This is a genomic window from Peptoniphilus lacydonensis (genome assembly GCF_900106515.1).
GTDB lineage: Bacteria > Bacillota > Clostridia > Tissierellales > Peptoniphilaceae > Peptoniphilus_A > Peptoniphilus_A lacydonensis.
On the sequence record NZ_FNWF01000002.1, the window covers coordinates 30,001 to 49,180 of the forward strand.

At 28.7% G+C, this 19,180-nt stretch carries 24 protein-coding genes and 1 pseudogene (1 of these 25 cut by a window edge); 21 read left to right on the plus strand and 4 right to left on the minus strand.

Annotated elements, in window-relative coordinates:
* The 16 genes and pseudogenes from BQ5450_RS00125 to BQ5450_RS00185 form a co-directional block, all read left to right on the plus strand.
* Window positions 1-110: the end of an ArsR/SmtB family transcription factor gene (locus BQ5450_RS00125; protein WP_071125585.1), read on the plus strand. It extends 202 nt beyond the left edge of the window; 110 of the gene's 312 nt are visible here — the last part of the coding sequence; the start codon falls outside the window, past its left edge; the stop codon is at window positions 108-110.
* 62 nt (window positions 111-172) lie between these two features.
* Window positions 173-1,221: pseudogene (gene arsB, locus BQ5450_RS00130) on the plus strand (ACR3 family arsenite efflux transporter).
* 26 nt (window positions 1,222-1,247) lie between these two features.
* A complete protein-coding gene (locus BQ5450_RS00135) occupies window positions 1,248-2,243 on the plus strand; it encodes a permease (protein WP_071125586.1) in 996 nt (331 codons plus the stop codon).
* 84 nt (window positions 2,244-2,327) lie between these two features.
* The gene (locus BQ5450_RS00140) at window positions 2,328-2,729 is read left to right on the plus strand and encodes a thioredoxin family protein (RefSeq protein WP_010242482.1); all 402 of its coding nucleotides are present in this window, start codon (window positions 2,328-2,330) and stop codon (window positions 2,727-2,729) included.
* A gap of 1 nt (window position 2,730) precedes the next feature.
* Window positions 2,731-3,153, plus strand: coding sequence for an arsenate reductase ArsC (locus BQ5450_RS00145; protein WP_010242481.1), 423 nt, complete (start codon window positions 2,731-2,733; stop codon window positions 3,151-3,153).
* An 826-nt stretch (window positions 3,154-3,979) separates the two neighbouring features.
* Window positions 3,980-4,363 carry a hypothetical protein gene (locus tag BQ5450_RS00150; RefSeq protein ID WP_010242480.1) on the plus strand — a complete coding sequence of 128 codons (384 nt, stop codon included), beginning with the start codon at window positions 3,980-3,982 and terminating at the stop codon, window positions 4,361-4,363.
* A 142-nt stretch (window positions 4,364-4,505) separates the two neighbouring features.
* Window positions 4,506-5,483 (plus strand): choloylglycine hydrolase family protein, encoded by a 978-nt coding sequence (locus tag BQ5450_RS00155; RefSeq protein WP_071125587.1) that lies wholly within the window; start codon window positions 4,506-4,508, stop codon window positions 5,481-5,483.
* A 481-nt stretch (window positions 5,484-5,964) separates the two neighbouring features.
* On the plus strand, window positions 5,965-6,426 hold the full coding sequence (locus tag BQ5450_RS00160; protein ID WP_071125588.1) for a flavodoxin: 462 nt from the start codon (window positions 5,965-5,967) through the stop codon (window positions 6,424-6,426).
* 279 nt (window positions 6,427-6,705) lie between these two features.
* Window positions 6,706-7,077 (plus strand): helix-turn-helix domain-containing protein, encoded by a 372-nt coding sequence (locus BQ5450_RS00165; protein ID WP_010242474.1) that lies wholly within the window; start codon window positions 6,706-6,708, stop codon window positions 7,075-7,077.
* Between the two features lie 2 nt (window positions 7,078-7,079).
* Window positions 7,080-7,439 carry a hypothetical protein gene (locus tag BQ5450_RS09220; protein ID WP_234346967.1) on the plus strand — a complete coding sequence of 120 codons (360 nt, stop codon included), beginning with the start codon at window positions 7,080-7,082 and terminating at the stop codon, window positions 7,437-7,439.
* A gap of 42 nt (window positions 7,440-7,481) precedes the next feature.
* Window positions 7,482-7,865, plus strand: a complete 384-nt coding sequence (locus BQ5450_RS09225; RefSeq protein ID WP_234346979.1) for an ImmA/IrrE family metallo-endopeptidase — start codon at window positions 7,482-7,484, stop codon at window positions 7,863-7,865.
* 72 nt (window positions 7,866-7,937) lie between these two features.
* Window positions 7,938-8,102 carry a hypothetical protein gene (locus BQ5450_RS09080; protein ID WP_002834910.1) on the plus strand — a complete coding sequence of 55 codons (165 nt, stop codon included), beginning with the start codon at window positions 7,938-7,940 and terminating at the stop codon, window positions 8,100-8,102.
* Window positions 8,103-8,435: 333 nt separating this feature from the next.
* Window positions 8,436-8,954, plus strand: a complete 519-nt coding sequence (locus BQ5450_RS00175; RefSeq protein WP_071125589.1) for a sigma-70 family RNA polymerase sigma factor — start codon at window positions 8,436-8,438, stop codon at window positions 8,952-8,954.
* Window positions 8,942-9,103 (plus strand): hypothetical protein, encoded by a 162-nt coding sequence (locus BQ5450_RS09020; protein WP_158309957.1) that lies wholly within the window; start codon window positions 8,942-8,944, stop codon window positions 9,101-9,103. The genes BQ5450_RS00175 and BQ5450_RS09020 overlap by 13 nt, the downstream gene beginning before the upstream one ends.
* A gap of 516 nt (window positions 9,104-9,619) precedes the next feature.
* A complete protein-coding gene (locus BQ5450_RS09085; protein WP_199820629.1) occupies window positions 9,620-9,790 on the plus strand; it encodes a hypothetical protein in 171 nt (56 codons plus the stop codon).
* An 84-nt stretch (window positions 9,791-9,874) separates the two neighbouring features.
* The gene (locus tag BQ5450_RS00185; protein WP_071125755.1) at window positions 9,875-11,251 is read left to right on the plus strand and encodes an aldehyde dehydrogenase; all 1,377 of its coding nucleotides are present in this window, start codon (window positions 9,875-9,877) and stop codon (window positions 11,249-11,251) included.
* Between the two features lie 131 nt (window positions 11,252-11,382).
* Here BQ5450_RS00185 and BQ5450_RS00190 read toward each other — a convergent pair whose 3' ends face one another.
* From BQ5450_RS00190 to BQ5450_RS00200, 3 genes are read right to left on the minus strand one after another with little or no spacing between them, the layout of a single operon-like run.
* The gene (locus BQ5450_RS00190) at window positions 11,383-12,099 is read right to left on the minus strand and encodes an ABC transporter permease (RefSeq protein ID WP_071125590.1); all 717 of its coding nucleotides are present in this window, start codon (window positions 12,097-12,099) and stop codon (window positions 11,383-11,385) included.
* A 10-nt stretch (window positions 12,100-12,109) separates the two neighbouring features.
* Window positions 12,110-12,865, minus strand: coding sequence for an ABC-2 family transporter permease (locus BQ5450_RS00195; protein ID WP_071125591.1), 756 nt, complete (start codon window positions 12,863-12,865; stop codon window positions 12,110-12,112).
* 7 nt (window positions 12,866-12,872) lie between these two features.
* Window positions 12,873-13,766, minus strand: a complete 894-nt coding sequence (locus tag BQ5450_RS00200; protein ID WP_071125592.1) for an ABC transporter ATP-binding protein — start codon at window positions 13,764-13,766, stop codon at window positions 12,873-12,875.
* A 136-nt stretch (window positions 13,767-13,902) separates the two neighbouring features.
* Between BQ5450_RS00200 and BQ5450_RS00205 the strand changes: the two genes are divergently transcribed.
* Window positions 13,903-14,598 carry a response regulator transcription factor gene (locus tag BQ5450_RS00205; protein ID WP_071125593.1) on the plus strand — a complete coding sequence of 232 codons (696 nt, stop codon included), beginning with the start codon at window positions 13,903-13,905 and terminating at the stop codon, window positions 14,596-14,598.
* A gap of 4 nt (window positions 14,599-14,602) precedes the next feature.
* Window positions 14,603-15,898, plus strand: a complete 1,296-nt coding sequence (locus BQ5450_RS00210) for a sensor histidine kinase (protein WP_071125594.1) — start codon at window positions 14,603-14,605, stop codon at window positions 15,896-15,898.
* A 120-nt stretch (window positions 15,899-16,018) separates the two neighbouring features.
* On the opposite strand, the gene BQ5450_RS00215 is transcribed toward BQ5450_RS00210, so the two are convergent.
* Window positions 16,019-16,549: a hypothetical protein gene (locus BQ5450_RS00215; protein ID WP_071125595.1), complete on the minus strand. Its 531-nt coding sequence runs from the start codon at window positions 16,547-16,549 to the stop codon at window positions 16,019-16,021.
* A 471-nt stretch (window positions 16,550-17,020) separates the two neighbouring features.
* On the opposite strand from BQ5450_RS00215, the gene BQ5450_RS00220 reads away from it, so the two are divergent.
* From BQ5450_RS00220 to lgt, 3 genes are read left to right on the plus strand one after another with little or no spacing between them, the layout of a single operon-like run.
* Window positions 17,021-17,746 carry a YebC/PmpR family DNA-binding transcriptional regulator gene (locus tag BQ5450_RS00220; protein WP_010242447.1) on the plus strand — a complete coding sequence of 242 codons (726 nt, stop codon included), beginning with the start codon at window positions 17,021-17,023 and terminating at the stop codon, window positions 17,744-17,746.
* Window positions 17,746-18,405 (plus strand): deoxyribose-phosphate aldolase, encoded by a 660-nt coding sequence (gene deoC / locus BQ5450_RS00225; protein WP_071125596.1) that lies wholly within the window; start codon window positions 17,746-17,748, stop codon window positions 18,403-18,405. Before BQ5450_RS00220 ends, deoC begins: the two co-directional genes overlap by 1 nt.
* Complete coding sequence (lgt, locus tag BQ5450_RS00230; protein ID WP_010242445.1) at window positions 18,402-19,163, plus strand: prolipoprotein diacylglyceryl transferase; 762 nt, start codon at window positions 18,402-18,404, stop codon at window positions 19,161-19,163. Before deoC ends, lgt begins: the two co-directional genes overlap by 4 nt.
* Window positions 19,164-19,180: the final 17 nt, after the last annotated feature.

The following is a 19,180-nucleotide window of genomic DNA, read 5'->3' on the forward strand; positions in this document are numbered from 1 at the left end:
AAAATATATACTACATTGCCAATGAGAAGACTTTGAAGGAGATGCAATCTGACTTAAAGGAAATATTTGATAGCGGAGAGGAATGTATTTGTCACACTTGGACGAAGTAAATTTTTCTGTACAACACATAGAAACATTTAAATGTGTCTATACTAAAGGAGGTAGAAGAACATTGGAAAAAAATAAGAATAAAGAAATTAATGTATTTCAAAAATACCTGAGCTTATGGGTATTATTTTGCATGATTGTGGGGGTACTTATAGGAAAATATATACCTATAATCCCGTCTGCTTTAGGCAGAATGCAAATTGCAGGCATATCTGTGCCGATAGCAATATTAATTTGGATTATGATTTATCCAATGATGATGAAAGTAGATTTTCAAAGTATAAAAAGAGTTAGAGAAAATCCAAAAGGTCTATTTGTAACATGGGCTGTTAATTGGCTAATAAAACCATTTACTATGTTTGGAATAGCTTATTTGTTTTTCTTTATTATATTTAAAAATATCATTCCTAATGATTTGGCCAATGATTATTTAGCGGGGCTGTTTTGCTTGGAGCTGCGCCATGTACTGCGATGGTTTTTGTGTGGTCGACTCTTACAAAGGGTGACCCTGCTTACACTGTGGTTCAAGTAGCCACAAATGATTTAATTATTTTACTTGCTTTTGTACCTATCGTGAAGTTTTTATTAGGCGTATCTAATGTTGTAGTACCCTATAGCACCTTATTTATTAGTGTGTTTTTATTTGTTGCTATTCCATTATTAGGAGGTGCCATCACAAGGAAAATAGTAATTGATAAAAGAGGAAAGGATTATTTTGAAAAAGAATTTTTAAGTAAATTTGACGGAATGACAATAGTTGGACTACTATTGACCCTAATCATTATATTTTCTTCACAAGCAAATGTAATTTTAGAAAACCCATTTCATATTTTATTGATAGCTATTCCACTTACCCTTCAAACATTCCTAATTTTTGCTATAGCCTATGGCTTAAGCAAAAAAGTAGGTTTACCCTTTGAAATAGCTGCACCAGCAGGCATGATTGGAGCTTCAAATTTCTTTGAATTAGCTGTAGCTGTTGCAATAGCAATATTTGGTATAGATTCACCAGTTGCATTAGCTTGCACTGTAGGTGTTCTTACTGAAGTACCAGTTATGTTATTCTTAGTAAATATTGCCAATAATACCAAACACTGGTTTTTAGAAAATTAAGAATCTTAAGTTTAAGGAGGTTAGAGATGGGCAGTTTTATTCAAGATCAAATTCTAGGCATGAAATGGCTCAATAAATTGATAGAAGAAGGATTGACAAATCTTGGCCTTGATATGACTTCAAAACTTGGAGGAAGCTTACAATTTTTCATCTATGATGTTATAAAAATTACAATATTACTTTGCGTGTTGATTTTTATCATTTCTTATATACAAAGCTATTTTCCACCTGAAAGAAGTAAAAAAATTCTGGGACGTTTTGATGGCTTAGGGGCAAATATTATATCTGCTTTGCTAGGCACTGTAACACCTTTTTGTTCATGCTCTTCAATCCCAATATTCATGGGCTTTACAAGTGCTGGGTTGCCTATTGGAGTGAGTTTTTCATTTTTAATATCGTCTCCAATGGTTGATTTGGGTAGCCTTATTTTACTTATGAGTATATTTGGTGCCAAAATAGCCATAGCATATGTAGTCCTAGGGCTAATTATTGCTGTAATTGGTGGTAGCCTCATCGAAAAGATGCATATGGAAAGGTATGTAGAAGATTTTATAAAAAATGCAAGTCAAGTTGATATTAGCTCTCCAAGCTTAACATTAAAAGACAGGGTTGATTTTTCTAAAACGCAAGTTAGTGACACGTTCAAAAAAGTTTTCCCTTATATTTTAGTAGGTGTGGGCATAGGGTCATTGATCCACAATTGGATTCCTCAAACTTGGGTGGAAAATATCTTAGGCAGCAAGAATCCATTTGGAGTGGTTTTGGCAACTATTGTCGGAGTACCAATGTATGCTGATATTTTTGGAACGATACCAATAGCAGAAGCTCTATTGGCAAAAGGCGCCCAACTGGGAACTGTCCTATCTTTTATGATGGCAGTAACAACACTAAGCCTACCATCATTGATTATGTTAAAAAAAGCAGTTAAACCAAAGCTTTTATTTCTATTCATAGGAATTTGTATTTTTGGGATCATTGTTGTAGGATACTTGTTTAACATTTTTAGCCCGATTTTAATTTAATGGGCAAGTAAAATGAGACGATTAGGTAGAAAGCAAAAATATATTCTGTTGTGAAAACAATAGGTATGGATTAAGGAGGAAAAAATGAGATTATTTGGTAAGAAAGAAAAAAGAGAGAACGATTGTACTTGTGGCGGCAATTGTGAACCTGTTAATAATAAGGAAGTTAAAGAAACAAGTTGTTGTGATGTAAATTATTCGTCAGAGAATATAGAAAAAGCAGAAGAAAAGAAAAAAGAGCAGGGGATAAAGATACTAGGTTCTGGTTGCTCGAAATGCCTTGCTTTAGAAAAATCAGCCAGGGAAGCCCTCGCTGAACTTAATGTTGAAGAAAATATAGACCACATTACAGACTTTTCTCAAATCGCAAGTTATGGAGTTATGTCTACTCCGGCATTAGTTATAAACGGAAAAGTTGTATCCTATGGCAAAGTTTTAAACAAGGATGAAGTGAAAGATTTATTAGAAAGGAATGGTATAAATTAAAATGAGAAAAGCAAAAGTTGCATTTATATGTGTGCATAATTCCTGTAGAAGCCAAATTGCAGAAGCCTTAGGGAAAAAATATGCTTCAGACGTCTTTGACTCCTATTCAGCTGGAACACAAATAAAAAACCAGATAAATCAAGATGCGGTCAGATTAATGAAAGATATATACAATATTGATATGGAGAAAACTCAATATTCAAAGCTGATTTCTGACCTGCCAGATATTGATATATCCATTACTATGGGATGTGATGTAGTCTGTCCGATTGTAGAAAATCGATATACAGAGGACTGGAATTTAGAAGATCCAACAGGTCAAGATGATGCGTTTTTTAGGAAAGTTATATCTAAAATAGAAAAAAATATTAAGGATTTAAGCCTTAGAATTAAGAAAAATGAAATTAGTTTGAATGAAAAATAGAAGTTGATTTTTGAATAAACCAATAATTATTTTTTAATAGTTATAATTCCTATCTGGTAGAGAGTTATCATTCCAATGCCGGTAGGAAGAGATAGCTTTTTACATATATTCAATTGTCAAATGAATCTAGACAGAATAGGCTAAACTTATAAACTCTTCCAAAGATGTTTTATTGTTCAATAATATCTTCTTTACGCACAATTTTAAAGTCTGTTTGCTTTGCTAAGCCATCTTTTCTTAAGACCCATTTGAATTTTCCTTAAAATGAAAAGCATAGGATGTTTTTAGAAGTTTCTCAAAAGGGAGTAAAGAAGAAAACAACTTCTTTTAATTCACGATCTATTTCATGAAGGCATAAATTTCTTCAAAACGACACCCAGCTTTATATACATCTTCTTCCTCATTAGAAAATGTATTATCTAAAAATAGAGTTTTATAGCCATTGGGTGAGGTTAAATAATTAACTTGTGATAAAATAATCTTCACATCTTCTGGATGATTGATGTCTAAACCTCTAGTTGATCGTATTCCAATTTCTTCTTCATATTTTATAACAGAACGATCTATTCATTTAAGGTTCTGTAGAAATAAAATTTGTAAGCATGGAAACGACAAAGATATTTAGAGTGGTTTATAATAAAGTAATGAATGGACATATTCCCACATACGAGGCTTCCTTAAAATATTAAATTTTATCCATACTGACCACTCAAGCCACGTGGAGACTGTAGTATTGATGTCAAGAAAATAGAATAGCAAGCTATAAAATTGTTGAAATCAATGGCTTTTAGGATTTTAGAAGAAATATTAAAAGCCATTTTTCTACATGATGTATTTATCTAATAATCCATTTTTAATAGAAGATAAAATTAATTATAGTAAATCAAAGTATAAAGTAATTCCTAGAAAGAGTTTAAATACTTGGATTGATAAATCTGAAGATAATAAAATTTATTTATTTTATGGAAGAGTGAAACTTGAAGTAGAAGAAATAAATGGTAAAGGGTACTACAATTTATTAATTAAAGTTAGAAAAAATAAAGGCTGGAAAGATAAGATAAAAGTATTTAGAGCTAAAATAAAAGACAATATCGATATTGATATAATATATGATATTGCAATATTTGGACGTGTAGAATTCTATAAAGATTATCCACAAATTAAAACGGAAAAATTAAATTCAATTAAATTTAGAATAAGTTCTATTTAGTTATTTTTATATCTTAATAAATATTTCCCTTTGACATAAATTTTTTATTATGTGAATATATTATTAACACTTAAAGGTTACCGTAACCAATATGATAAAATTTATCATAAAGGATTGTAATAACATTTTTTAGGGGGAATAAATGTATCACTCAAGATGGCGAAATAGTCATAAAGAAGCTGGCTATAAGTATGGAGGTATGCTCTACAAGAACGGAAAGAACATTGATTTTGACAAACTATTAGATGAAGAAAAACTAAATTATGGAAGAGGAGTTTATACTATTTATGAAAAGTATTTTCCGAAAATAATTGAAGAAATTAGAGGATTTGCAGAGGGATTAAAGCAAGATTTTGATAAAGTATTTGCTTTTTTAACCAGCATGTATGTTTTTACATATGAAAATTATTGTTCGTGTATAGGTATTTCAAATGACAATGGAATATTCGTAGCTAGGAATAGTGACTTTGATAAGTCTATTGGGAAATTGACTGATAGTGCATTCTATAAGTTGGATAAGGGATATTCATTTATTGCTAATACTACTGCTATGATTCAAATGGAAGATGGAATGAATGAGAAGGGACTTGCATGTGGACTAACTTTTGTATATCCAACAGTAAAAGATCTTGGCTTTAACGCTGGATTTCTAATAAGATATATTTTAGAAAAATGTGCTACAGTAGATCAAGCGAAAAAGTTTTTGGAAGAAGTAGAAGTAGGGTCATCGCAGAATATTATAGTTGCTGATGCAAAAGGAGGCGTGCTTTTAGCTGAACTTAATTCAGAGAATAAATATTTTAAAATAATCTCAGAGGGAGCCTTATTTAGAACTAATCATTTTGTATTCGAAGGTATGCAATCTTTTAAATGTAATTTACAAGATGATATTAAATCACATATTAGATTTGATACTTTAATAAAAGAAGACTATAAAAATTATTCACTAGAAGAGATAAAAAAACTGCTAAGTGGGAAATATGGGTTTATGTGTCAATATGATAAGAATTTATCTTTTGATACTATATGGTCCTCAATTTATGATATAAACAATAAAAAAATATATAGATGTGAAGGAAATCCAAGTAAGAAGAGATTTGAAATTGATAAGAGGTGGTAGTAAGATTTGACATGTTTCTGAATATTTACCAATTCAAAAAGCCCCATGATATGTTGCCAATACGAGGAAAATGCTAAAAAAGCCTATGATATGTTTGTTAAAACGTAAAAAGGAGCTTTTTATCCATAGTGACGACTCGAGGCAGGTTTCATGCAAAGATTTCCCAAGAGAAGCGAACGAATAGGGAGCTTCGATTGGCAGAAATCGACTGCTGAAAGCGTAGTATTGATGTCAAGAAAATAGAATAACAAGCTATAAAACTGTTGAAATCAATGGCTTTTAGGATTTTAAAAGAAATCTTAGAAGCCATTTTTCTATTTGGAAAACTCTCTGTGGAAACAGTTCAAGTGTAGATTATTGCAGGGTGTGTAGACACTATGTATGTTTTAGAGGGAGTGAACAGGATAGATAATATCAGGCTACTTATCATATAATAAAAATGATATAATAGTAATTAAGTTGAATTAAGGAGGTAATTATAATGAGTCCTTTAGTTGTATATTATTCATATTCAGGAACAACAAGAAGATTAGCAGAAGATATTGCGTTGATTATTGATGGAGATTTGAGAGAGCTGAAGCCACAAAAGCCTTATTCATTCTCATATAATACAGCTGTAAAAGAAGCGAGAGAAGAAATTGAAAAAGGATATTGCCCACCTCTTATTCAAGGGGCGGAAACTATTGAAAATGCAGAGGTGATTTTCATTGGTTCTCCTAATTGGTTTAAAACTTTTGCCCCACCCGTGCTATCGTTTTTAAGAACGGTTGATTTAAGTGGAAAGACAATTATTCCGTTTTGCACGCATGGCGGAGGTGGTTTTGGGAGAATGATTGAAGATTACAAAAAGGAATGTAAGAATTCAATTATTAAAGATGGAATAGCGTTAAAAGGAGATTACAGTTTTGATGAACTAAAAACATGGTTAGATAGTAATTTATGAATCCCAGTTTTTAAACTCAAATAACCAAATAAAAGATACAAGATACAATTCATGAAGCAGTAAATCAAATCGGTTTACTGTTTTTTCTTGCCTAAAAGTTAAAATACCTTACAGAAAAAAGCGTCTATAAATATAAAAAGGTACTTGACAAAACGCTTCTTGTGTAGACAGAATAGATATTTATAGAGAGAGTGAACAGTAGGGCTTGACACATCAATTAATAAGTTGTAAAATATAAATAAGTTAGCAGATTAGCTAATAAAGTAATGGGAGGTAATCATGAACAATCACGAACTGACTTTTGGGAATTTTATTTCTCAGAAGAGAAAGGATTTAAGAATCACCTTAAAGGATATGGCGGACAGGCTTAATATTTCCTCACCGTATCTAAGCGATGTAGAGAAAGGAAAAAGAGATTCTTTTGACTTAGAGAGGTTGAATCAAATTGCTAAAATATTAAACTTAGATGAAGAAGAATCATCCATTATGATGGATTTAGCTGGAAAGCAAAGAAATACGGTGGCACCTGATTTGCCAGAGTATATTTTAAAAACTAAAGGCTTAAGCGTAGCTTTGAGAAAGGCTAGAGACTTAGATGTTAAAGAAGAAGAGTGGATAAAATTCATTGAAGAAATTGAAAAAGAGAGGTAGGCATGTATCAATATAACTTCAACAAATCAAGTACAGGTGCTCCATTTATCACTTTAGATCAAATTGAATCACTGACTGAGAATATTCTCAACAAATATTGTCCATCTTCAATTGAGAATTTTGAAGCAGTAGATATTGAAGGACTGGCAGAATTTGATTTAGGGTTTAATGTTGAATATGCCTACTTATCTCATAACGGATGCTATGCAGGGATGATGGTCTTTAATGATGACCAAGTAATACGAACAATGAAAAGCCTAATGCCAAATGTTGAAACTGGACAATGGGAACTAGAATATCTTACAGATAGAGCCAATACTATTCTAATAGATAAGCAATTAGATAATCCAAGAGATAAATGATTTAGAAGATTTACCCTAGCTCATGAATGTGGACATGGAGTAATCCATCCGTGTGTATTCTATAGAGATCCAAACCAACTATCTTTTTTTAATGAAGAAGAAAAGCCTGCTTCGCTAGCTTGTCGAACTGGCGATGTTAATAAGAAGAAAAATAAGCGTTGGGGATTTATGGATACAATAGAATGGCAGGCGAATACATTTGCTTCTTGTCTTTTGATGAATAAAAAAGCGATTATAAAGTATTTATACTATCTAGGTTATGATAAGCACATTAAGGATGAAACTTATCTATTTGATTTCATCATGAAAGTATCAGAGCAATTCCAAGTATCAAAAACAGCAGCATTAGTTCGATTAAAAGTATTAGGCTATGCACCTAATGACTTTGAATTAACAAAAGAACTATATAACGAATTTAGTTTTTAAAATATAGCTTAGCTATATTTTTTTAAGAAAGAAATTATCAAAGAAGCTAACAAGAAAAGATAAGGAGGTATTATGGAACAAATGGCATGTCCAGTCTGTAAAAAGAGATTTTTTGATGTATCAAGAATTCCTCTAGAGAAAATAGAGATAGCAGCAAAATGTCCACATTGTGGGAAAATCTCAACACTGGAAATATCAAACAAAAATAAGAAAAAACCATACCGAGCAAAGAAGTAAATGTAACTATCAAATAGCCGGATGAGTATTCAAAAGGAAACTCATCTGGCTATTTTTATATTAAGGAGGTGATCCTATAGAAATAAGAAACAAAGAAGAAAAAAGAGTCTGTGATATTAGTGAAGACAAGAAAAAGCTAACTATCAGGCGAGGTAAAAGTACAACCATAGCCTATGTAGTTAAAGGCGAAATTAAAATTTTAAATAAGTAAAAGATATCCGCAAGAACGCTAGACGGCAGTCGGAAAACCAAACCATGGTTTTCTATTGCCGTCTTTTTTGTTTTTACGGATGGCCTTCTTGCGGATCTAGAGATTTTGCAAGGAGGCAAAAGATGGCAAAGAAAAGATATTTAGAAATAAATGGCAAAGAAATCGAAGTTAGTGAAGAAGTCTACAAAGAATATATGAAACCAATCTGGAGAGAAAAAAAGAGAATCCAAAGAGCTTATAAGAATTTAGAAGAGCTACAGGATAAAGAAAGAATTAAAACAGTGGCTGAGAAAAATGGAAACTATGTCCAAGCAGGAAGTTCAGAAACAGGCTTTGTCGAAACAAAAGAATATGGTCTTCCCTTATCCCTTGATGTTGCTGAAGAAGAATACGACTTTGAAGTAACTAGCGTTAAAAATACTGAGGACATAGTAACGTACAAACTTCTAGAAGAAGCATTCTTAGAAGTCATTAGTGAATTTTCTGAAAGAGATAAAAAAGTTCTAAAACTACTTTTTCTCTACGAAATGAAAGAAAGAGAAGTCGCAGAAGTAGTAGGAATATCCCAAAAAACAGTTAATAACATCAAAAATAAGCATTTACCAAAGATTCAAGAGAAATTGAGACCTTGGAAAAAATAATTACTCAAAAACTTACTGGATGTCCTAAGGAATATGAGGGAAGAAGTCTTACCCAAATACAAATAGGATGTCCTAAGAAGTATGAGGATATACAACTTACTCAAAATGAAGGCAAATGTCCTAAGGAGTATGAGAGGAGGGAAAAGTAGAAATGAAAAGAATTTTTATAAGTTTTGATATTGAAGATGAAGCTTAAGAAACTTATTAAGAGGGCACTCTCGAAATCCTAATAGTAACATTGAATTTGTGGGTATGTCTGTCAAGCAACCTTGGAATTCTATGTGAAAACAAATTGCAGAACACGAATTAAAGGTTGTGATGGAATGATTTCTATAATTACAAAAAATTCTAAAAATGCATCAGGGCAAATTTGGAAAATGAATTGTGTCAAACAAGAGGCAAGGCGTAACAATAATGACAGCTAGTAATAGAACTTGTTTATATTACATAGTTTTTTAGATAAAAGACTGATACTAACACTAATTGATTTATTTAACAATGTAGGCTATTCTGTATATGTAGATTGGATAAATGACAAAAATTTGGGTAGAAATAATGTATCACCTAAAACGGCTAATGTTATTAAAAATAGAATATCTAATTGTAAAGACTTATCTTATATCGCCACTAGAAATATTGTTAATTCAAAATGATGCCCGTGGGAATTGGGTTTAGCAGATGGTATGTTAAATGGAAAATCATGTATACTACCAGTAATGGAAGAACCTAGTACTTTTAAAGGTCTTGAATATTTAGGTCTTTATCCATACATAGAATATGAAAAAATAAGTGGAAAGAGTACTTGTGAGTTTCTGGGTTATAGATCAAGACTATAGTAGTAGATATGCTTCTCTAAAGAGATGGCTAAATGGAGCTGCACTAGAAAGACATTAAAAACAATAAAGGAAGATATAATAGTGATGAGAAATGAAAGTATAAATCTAAAAAATATAGTTGAAATGCAGAGAAATTTTTTTAATACAAATAAGACAAAGTCAATTGAATATAGAATAAAAATGTTAAAAAGACTAGAAAAAGTAATTAAAGATAATGAAGAGATTATTTTTTCTGCATTATATGAAGATCTTTCAAAGTCAAAGGCAGAATCTTACATGACTGAAATTGCAATGGTTTATAGTGAAATTCACTATATATTAAAAAATATTAAAAGATGGAGCAAACCAAAAAGGGTAAGAGGTTCAAAAAGTACATTCCCTGCTAGAAATTATATTTATAGTGAACCTTATGGTGTTGTGCTTATTATCTCTCCATGGAATTATCCTTTTAATCTTACGATTGCTCCATTAATAGATGCTATAGCAGCAGGAAATTGTGCAATCATAAAATGTTCTGAATATAGTATAAATACTTCTAAAGTAATTGAAAAAATTATAAAAGATACTTTTGATGAAAGTTATATTTATTGTTTAAATCCAAATTTTGATCATGATGAATTACTTAATCAGAAATACGATTATATTTTTTTCACAGGAAGTGCTAGAGTGGGAAAAATTATAATGCGTGAGGCAAGTTATAATTTAACTCCAGTTTCTTTGGAACTTGGAGGGAAAAGTCCTTGCATTATTGATGAAACTGCAGATATAAATCTTGCAGCAAAGAGAATTACATGGGGCAAGTTGCTAAATGCTGGTCAAACTTGCGTGGCAATAGATTATGTAGTGGTGCACAGAAATGTTAAAGATGAGTTTATAAGTGCTCTTCGAAAAGAAATAAAAACTAGGTATCCTGATGTTTTAAATAATAAGGACTATCCAAAGATTATTAATGAGCGTCATTATGAAAGACTAGTTAATCTCATAAAAACAGATAAAGATATAATTGGTGGCAATAAAAATGATAAAGATCAAAAGATTGAACCTACGATTTTTCCTAATTCAGATTTCGATCATGAGATTATGAAAGAAGAAATTTTTGGACCATTATTGCCAATAATAGAATATGATGATATAAATGAAGTAATTGATATTATAAAATCTCGCGAAAAACCTTTGGCCTGTTATATATTTTCACAAGAAAAAGAAAATTCCAATTACATTATTAATAGACTTTCCTTTGGAGGAGGTTGCGTAAATGATGTTATTATTCATCTTACAAATCCTAATATGCCTTTTGGTGGTGTAGGTTACAGTGGGATTGGTTTTTATCATGGTAAATATGGATTTGAAACTTTTAGTCACAAGAAATCAGTGGTTAAAAATACAAGATTTTTGGATATTTCATTTAGATATGCCCCATTTAATGATAAAAAATTAAAGAAAATAAAAAGAATAATGTAATTAATATTTTCCATAATGAGAATTTAAAAGGTAATTAAAAAAATTTAGCATATAAAATTATTTATGCTAAATTTTTTACCTATATTCATAATGAACTTATTTATAAAAATTAAATATGATAATTTCTAGACTTAATCTTCATATTGTAAAGACTTTTGAGATAATCTTAAAAATATTGTAACTTCAAGAATTCCAAAAACAAATATTTTTATTGCTTCACTAAAATTTAATATTTCAAAATTGTTCATTTTAATACCTAGATTGCTTAGGGCAAAAATATTTTGAAGTAAAGGGAAAATATTTTGAGCACGCATTGCAAATCCTGCAATCGAAATCATGACAGATATAAGTACACTTATACCTAGGGATTTTATTTTTATATTTACAAAGGACATTATTATAATTATTGGGATAGAGAATAAAATACTCAAAATAATATAATAAATATATAAATTTAAATTAATTTCTTTAAATCCACAAATAAATTTACCAAAAATTATAAATAAAAATAAAAAGTAAAACTGTGCAATGGCAATTAATATAAATGATATAAATGCCTTTGATATTATAAATTTTATATTTTTTATTGGACAAATCCTTATTAATTTAAGTCCTGCTTTATGCTCTACTGACCACAACGTCGAAACTATAATTGCTATAAGTGGCGTTAAGAAAAACATAAAGTAAAATAGTGAAACTTGTGTCCACAAACTTTTCCAACTATTGGTCAAAAGTTCTCTATTTCCCATAAAATTTATTAATCCAAAGATATTTGCCAAAAGTGGAATTACTAGAATTGTTATCAAAAGATTTGTTACTTTTAATTTTTTCATTTCAATTTTTAACATAAATTTCTCCTTATATTTCTTTATTTAGAATGTATTTTTTATTCTTGATTAAATAAATTACACTTATTGATAAATAAATAAAGCTTATTAATATAGTAAAGTAATTAATATTATATGGCATTTGAATAAAACCAGAGCCATTTTTAATGTAATTTATATTCAACAATGTAGAAAAAAGTGCAAAGGGATTTATTTGCGACAATAAATTTGAAGTAAACATACAGATTATCCCTGACATAGCTCCAATAATTGAAAAGAATAAAGAAAAATAAACTTTTTTACTTCTCATTTCAATTATTATAAAAATTGAAATCATAGATAGATTTATAAATAGTTCACTTAAAAAATAAATAATTATTCTTTTAGTAATTTCAGAATTTATAATAAAGTCATTGTTTTGATAAGAAAGAGTTATTATAATTATCCATTCAACGATTTGCAGTATAAAAAATTTAAAGCTCAAATTTTTAAATTTATTCACTAAAATAGTTGGTATTTTTAATCCAAGGGATAGTTGTAAGTCCCACATATTATTTTTTTCTTCAATTTCTATTACTTTTTTCACAACAGATGAAATAATAATCGGATTAATAATCAAAGCTGTGGCAAAGTATGAATCAAGCAAACTAAAAAGTGGGTATTTTAAATAAAAAAAATCACTGTCTAAATAAACCATGAGTATAGCAAAGAGATGTATTGCAAAAACAATTAGTAAAATAAAATTAATTCCCAAATTTTTGCTTTTTTTAATTTCTAAATTTTTCATAACACACCTACTTATTTGTTTCTTTTATAAATAATTTTTCTAGACTTTCTTTTTCTTCTTCAATCCTATAAATATCAACATAATTATTCAAATATTTTATAATCTTGGCAACTTCTTCTTTAGTCTTGTTGCCAAGGACTAATTTATTCCCAATAATATTTGATGAGTCTATTCTAAGTATTTTGCTAGCTTTAATATTATCAGAAGTTTTTATGACAATTACAGGGGGATGAAGCTTCCTATAATTTTCAAGAGATCCATTGTAAATTAAGTTTCCATTTTTTAAAATTCCAATATGAGTTGATATTTTTTCTATTTCATCGAGTATGTGAGATGAAATCAATATACTTGTATTTGAATTTTTGACAATTGATTTAAATAAATTTCTCATTTCCTCTATTCCTTGAGGGTCGAGTCCATTTATTGGTTCATCTAAGATTAAAAATTTTGGATTGCCAATTAGTGCTATGGCTATTCCAAGTCTTTGTTTCATTCCAAGAGAATATTCCCGAACTTTTTTATTTATGTAGTTTGATAACCCTACATCATTTAAAATATTTTTTATTTCTTTTTTATCAATTCCTTTTAACTCACAAACTATATCTAGGTTTTCACAAGCAGTTAAATGATCGTAAAAAGAGGGGTTTTCTATTAGAGAACCAAGATTTTTATTCATTTCTTTTTGATTCTTTTCAGTAATATTTTTTCCATACAGATTTATAGTTCCAGAATCCCTTTTTATAAGTCCCAAAATAGATTTCATAAGAGTGGATTTACCAGCTCCATTTGGTCCTATTAATCCATAAATTGATTTTTCTTCAATTTCTAGACTAATATTATTTAAAACACAATTTTCACCATAAAATTTTTTTAAATTTTCAATTTCTAAAACTTTTGTCATAATTTTCTCCTCTCTCTGTAATAACTTAATTATAAAAAATTGATATAACATTTAGATTTTTAATAGATTACTTTTACATCACAAAAAGTGTTTTTTCATTTTATTATGTTAAAATGGATTTGAAAGGGGATACAAAATGACTTCCTATAAATATGTGAATTTATTAATATTAGATGATGAAATAGATTTGTTAAATAGTATGTATAACTTTTTAAAAAAGAAAGGTTTTGGAAAAGTTTTGGTGGCAAAAAATATAAAAGAGGCAAAATTTAAACTGGAAAATAATAGAGTTGATCTTATGATTTTAGATATAATGCTGCCTGATGGAAGTGGTTTTGATTTTTTAAAAGAAATAAGAAAAAATTCTAAACTTCCTGTAATTGTTCTTTCTGCACTAGATGGTATAGAGGATAAAAAGGAAGGATTTAGTTTAGAAGCAGATGATTACATAGTAAAACCTTTTTTGACAGAAGATTTATTGTGGAGAATAGAGGCAGTTCTTAGAAGAACTTACAAAAAATACAGTGATAATAAATTGATATTAGATGGATTAATTTTTGATAAAGAGAAAGGCATATTAATTAGAGATGGAGAAGAAATTCCACTCACAGCTAAACAATTTAAAATTTTAGATTATCTGTCTGAAAATATAAATAAAATTGTATCAATTGACCAAATTATAGATAGGTGTTGGGAAGATTCCTTTGGATATGAAAATACACTTATAACTCATATTTATAGATTGAGAGAAAAACTAGAAGAAGATCCTTCAAATCCTAAAATACTTATAACAGTAAAAGGATTGGGCTATAAATTAATTGGAAAAGAGTAGCAAAATGCTTAATTATTTTTTTAAAAGATTAAAGAAAATTATTTGTTTTGTATTAATTTTAATTATATTAATGGTCATCACTATTTTTGGGATATTTTATGCAAGTTTTAAATACTCTTCAGAATATAAAAATCCATCTCATGTATATGAATATATTAAAAATAATAAAATTCATAATATATATTTAACAAAAGACAATTGTAAATTTTTAAAACAAAATGATATATGGGCAGTTAGAATAAATAAAAGTGGGAATGTAGTCGAAAACTACAATAAGCCAAGAGAAGTAAAATATAATTTTGAAATTACTGATGTGGCAAAATTTACGAGATATTATTTAAATGACTATCCAGTTTTTACTTTTATTGCAGGAGACGGTCTTATGGTATTAGGTTATCCAAAAAATTCTTTGGATAAGCTGCCTTCTAATTATTATAATTATGAAAAAATAAAATCCTATATTTTTATATTAATAATTGGTTTTTTTGCATTTTTAGCTGTAATATATTTATTCTATATTTATGAGATAAAAAAGATTTTCAAAAGTTTAGATCCTCTGCAAAAGTCTATTAATAAAATTTTTGATGAAGATTATATATTTTTAGAAGAAAAGGGAGAATTAGAAAATATTTCTAGAACTATAAATGAGGCGAATAGTAATTTTTTAAAATTAAAAAACAGTCAGTCTAGTTGGTTAAGAGGAATTAGTCACGATATAAGGACACCTCTTACAAAATTATCTTGGGGATTAGAAGATATAAAAAATAGTGAAAATAGTAAAGAAATAGATAAGATGAATAAAGAAATATTAAAGATAAGTAAATTAATTGAAGATCTAAATTTGACAAAAAGTTTAGAAACTTTAAGTACAAATAATTTCACAGAAAAAGATCCAATTTATACAATAAGAAAACTACTAGTCACAAAATTAAATGAAAATCCCAGTAAAGAGATTGTATTTACAAATAAATTAAATAGAAATGCAAAAATAAAAATGGACGAGCATTTATTTTACAGAATGCTTGAAAATATTTTGGAAAACAGCATAAAGTATTCAACGGAAAAGACTTTTATAACTTATGAAATTTTAAATCACAAATTGATTATATCAATTCGTGATGAAATAGGTGTAATTCCTGAAAATGTTATAAGAAGATTGTATGAAGAAAATTTATCAGAAGTTAAAATTCATGGTATGGGTCTTTTTATTTCAAAACAAATATGCAAGCTTCATTGCGGAAAAATGGAAATAAAAAATTTATATCCTGGAGTTGAAGTTGTTTTTTTATTTACGATTTAATAAAACTCATTATTGTATTTTCTTTCAATAAAAAGCTAACTATTATAAGTTTTAATCTAAAATACTTATAATAGTTAGCTTAATTTGACATAAAGATTTTTAGCTACTGGCTAAATTAATTTATTCGTAAATTGTAATGCTAGTTACAAAACCATCTTTTACTTCAATATTTATGGCATAACCCAAATCTTTTATTTGATTATAATGTTTAAGAAATTCATCTTCTGAGTAAATTTCTGGGTTAATTGAAGCTCCTACAACTTTATATATTGTGTTATTGTTTGTAGTGAAAAAGTGGGCTCTATTAGCTAACATTTTGTCTACATTTGTTGATTCAGGATTTTTATTATAATCTAAAGTTCCTTTCACAACTAATACATCAGCATATTTAGTTATATCGTAGATTGATGGGCTTTGGAATTCTTTATCTCTCATTCCATTATTCTTAGCGAGAATTTGAGAGAAGTATGACCCATTGGCTTTTTGTAAGCATTTTTCGTCAGAAGTAGGGAAAGTCTTGGATTCAATATTAACCATTTGGTTGATATCTGATTTCCAATTATTCTCACTAGAGGCATTTACTGTACCAACACCAATTCCACATACTAATCCTGTTACTAAAAGTATTTTGTTTAAATTTTTGATGTTCATTGTATCCTCCTAAATTATATTTATATTCTTCTCCTAACATTAAATTCGTAGATTGGAAGAATTTGTTTTGGAGTATATTTTATTTCAAACTAGATAAAGTTTTAATATAAATTTTAAATATATTAATTTTAAATATATTATCGAGAATATTTTAAAATTTATAACCTTTTGAAATAATCTATTAACTCCGCAATTATTTTACTTCAGAAATAAAGTTTAATCAAGTACAAATTATTGTGTAAGTTAATATAACAAAAAGTTTTAAAACTCTGTTTTATATAAATAATTTTGATTGATTTTTTATTGGTAATATAAATTTCTATTATGAAATTGTTAATTTTTTCTATACTTAAGTTATAAATTTTAGTTATAAGAGAGTAATGGACTTCGCTTTCTATTGACGATTTATAAAGATTTGTAATATAATAATAAATATACTAAAAATAGCGATTTATATAGAAAGGTGATTAAATGTCAGGACATTCTAAATGGAATAATATTAAAAATAAAAAAGGTAAAGAAGATGCAAAAAAAGGTAAAATTTTTACTAAACTTGCAAGACAAATAACTGTGGCTGCTAAGGAAGGTGGACTTGATCCAGATTATAATCCTTCTCTTAAAGTTGCAATTGATAAAGCGAAGGCTGAAAATATGCCTAATGATAATATTGACAGAGCAATTGCAAAAGCTGGCGGCGGAGATAATGATGATAATTTTGAAGAAATCGTATATGAAGGTTATGGTCCAGGTGGAGTTGCTGTTATGGTAAATTGTCTTACTGATAATAGAAATAGAACTGCACCAGAGGTTAGACATATTTTTGATAAGTATAGCGGTAATTTAGGACAGCCCGGTTGTGTTTCTTTTATGTTTGACAAAAAAGGATCTCTAGGTGTTTTAAAGGAAGGACTTGATGAAGACGAATTTACTTTAATTGCAATTGATGCAGGTGCAGAAGATGTAATTGATAGAGGAGAAGCTTTCGAAATAATAACAGAACCAGAAGATTATCATAATGTTAGAAAGACTTTAGAAGAATCTGGCCGTTCTTTTGTTGAATCTGATATAACTTTTATTCCTCAAACAACAACTGAACTTACAGATGAAGATGATATTAAAAATATGGATAAATTAATTGATGCACTTGAAGATAATGATGATGTGACAGATGTATATACTTCTTGGGAGAGAGATTAATGGAAATTAATAGAATTATTGATCATACTTTATTAAAACCTGGATCTACTGAAGAACAAGTTGAAAAACTTGTTAAAGAAGCAATAAAATGTAATTTTTATTCCGTTTGTGTAAATCCTATTTGGGTTAAAAAATGTTCAGAGATGTTAAAGGTCACTGAAGTTAAAGTATGTACTGTTATTGGTTTTCCTCTTGGAGCAAATACAAGGGAAACTAAAATTTTTGAAACAAAAAATGCAATTGAAAATGGTGCAAATGAAATTGATATGGTTATAAATATTGGTTTTATTAAATCTAAAAAATATTCTGAAGTGGAAGAAGAAATTTCTGAAATTGCAAAAATTTGCCACAAAAATAATGCAATTTTAAAAGTTATTTTAGAAACTTGTCTTTTAAGTAAAGAAGAAATTGTAAAAGCATGTGAAATTTCTGAAAATTCTGGTGCAGATTTTGTAAAAACTTCTACTGGATTTTCAGATTCAGGTGCAGATAAAGAAGATGTGGCTTTAATGAAAAAGTCTGTTTCTGATAAAGTAAGAGTTAAAGCAAGTGGCGGAATTAGAGATTATAAAAAAGCGATGGAAATGGTTGAAAGTGGAGCTGACAGACTTGGAGTTTCAGCTGGAGTTGAAATTTATGAAAAGAGTAAATCAATATGAGAATAAATCCTGTGGCTTTTAACCTTTTTGGTTTAGAAGTTAGATGGTATGGAATCTTAATAGGTATTGGAGTTTTGTTGGCTGGAGTAGTCATTGAAAAAATGGCTGCGAAAAAAAATTACAAAGATGGTCTTTACAAGGATATTGTAAATGATATTTGTATTTTTGCTGTTTTAATTGGCGTATTAGGGGCGAGATTATATTATGTTGCCTTTGAGTGGAATTATTATAAGGAGCATCTCAATGAAATTTTTGCTATAAGAAATGGAGGTCTTGCTATTTATGGCGGAATAATAGCGGGTGGTCTTGCTATATATTTTTTTAGTAAAAAGAAAAAAATAAAATTTTTGACTTTAGCAGATTGTGTTGCTCCAGGACTTGCACTTGCTCAATCAATTGGTAGATGGGGAAATTATATTAATGGAGAAGCTCATGGTGGCGTTACAGATGTTCCTTGGGCAATTCTTGTCAATGGACAAAGAGTTCATCCAACATTTTTTTATGAATCTGCGGTGAATTTTTTCATATTTCTATTTTTATACTTTTATTTATCAAAAAGGCAGAAGTATGATGGACAGCTTTTTGCTTTTTATACTATTGTATATGGTATTGCAAGATTTTTTATTGAAGGAATGCGAACAGATTCTCTTTATATGGGGACATTTAGAGTTTCGCAAATTGTGAGTATTGGAATTATAATTATAGGAATTATAATTAGTGTAATTGGTAGAAAAAATTTACAAAAAAATAATAATTAAACTTGGACTAGGAAACT

Coding starts and splice junctions, on each gene's coding strand:
- BQ5450_RS00220 (WP_010242447.1), top strand. CDS start 17,021: ATGTCAGGACATTCTAAATGGAATAATATTAAAAATAAAAAAGGTAAA.
- BQ5450_RS00135 (WP_071125586.1), top strand. CDS start 1,248: ATGGGCAGTTTTATTCAAGATCAAATTCTAGGCATGAAATGGCTCAAT.
- BQ5450_RS00150 (WP_010242480.1), top strand. CDS start 3,980: ATGATGTATTTATCTAATAATCCATTTTTAATAGAAGATAAAATTAAT.
- BQ5450_RS00175 (WP_071125589.1), top strand. CDS start 8,436: ATGGCAAAGAAAAGATATTTAGAAATAAATGGCAAAGAAATCGAAGTT.
- deoC (WP_071125596.1), top strand. CDS start 17,746: ATGGAAATTAATAGAATTATTGATCATACTTTATTAAAACCTGGATCT.
- BQ5450_RS00215 (WP_071125595.1), bottom strand. CDS start 16,549: ATGAACATCAAAAATTTAAACAAAATACTTTTAGTAACAGGATTAGTA.
- BQ5450_RS00200 (WP_071125592.1), bottom strand. CDS start 13,766: ATGACAAAAGTTTTAGAAATTGAAAATTTAAAAAAATTTTATGGTGAA.
- BQ5450_RS00195 (WP_071125591.1), bottom strand. CDS start 12,865: ATGAAAAATTTAGAAATTAAAAAAAGCAAAAATTTGGGAATTAATTTT.
- BQ5450_RS00145 (WP_010242481.1), top strand. CDS start 2,731: ATGAGAAAAGCAAAAGTTGCATTTATATGTGTGCATAATTCCTGTAGA.
- BQ5450_RS00165 (WP_010242474.1), top strand. CDS start 6,706: ATGAACAATCACGAACTGACTTTTGGGAATTTTATTTCTCAGAAGAGA.
- BQ5450_RS09080 (WP_002834910.1), top strand. CDS start 7,938: ATGGAACAAATGGCATGTCCAGTCTGTAAAAAGAGATTTTTTGATGTA.
- lgt (WP_010242445.1), top strand. CDS start 18,402: ATGAGAATAAATCCTGTGGCTTTTAACCTTTTTGGTTTAGAAGTTAGA.
- BQ5450_RS00185 (WP_071125755.1), top strand. CDS start 9,875: ATGAGAAATGAAAGTATAAATCTAAAAAATATAGTTGAAATGCAGAGA.
- BQ5450_RS00190 (WP_071125590.1), bottom strand. CDS start 12,099: ATGTTAAAAATTGAAATGAAAAAATTAAAAGTAACAAATCTTTTGATA.
- BQ5450_RS00140 (WP_010242482.1), top strand. CDS start 2,328: ATGAGATTATTTGGTAAGAAAGAAAAAAGAGAGAACGATTGTACTTGT.
- BQ5450_RS00155 (WP_071125587.1), top strand. CDS start 4,506: ATGTATCACTCAAGATGGCGAAATAGTCATAAAGAAGCTGGCTATAAG.
- BQ5450_RS00205 (WP_071125593.1), top strand. CDS start 13,903: ATGACTTCCTATAAATATGTGAATTTATTAATATTAGATGATGAAATA.
- BQ5450_RS00160 (WP_071125588.1), top strand. CDS start 5,965: ATGAGTCCTTTAGTTGTATATTATTCATATTCAGGAACAACAAGAAGA.
- BQ5450_RS09220 (WP_234346967.1), top strand. CDS start 7,080: ATGTATCAATATAACTTCAACAAATCAAGTACAGGTGCTCCATTTATC.
- BQ5450_RS00210 (WP_071125594.1), top strand. CDS start 14,603: ATGCTTAATTATTTTTTTAAAAGATTAAAGAAAATTATTTGTTTTGTA.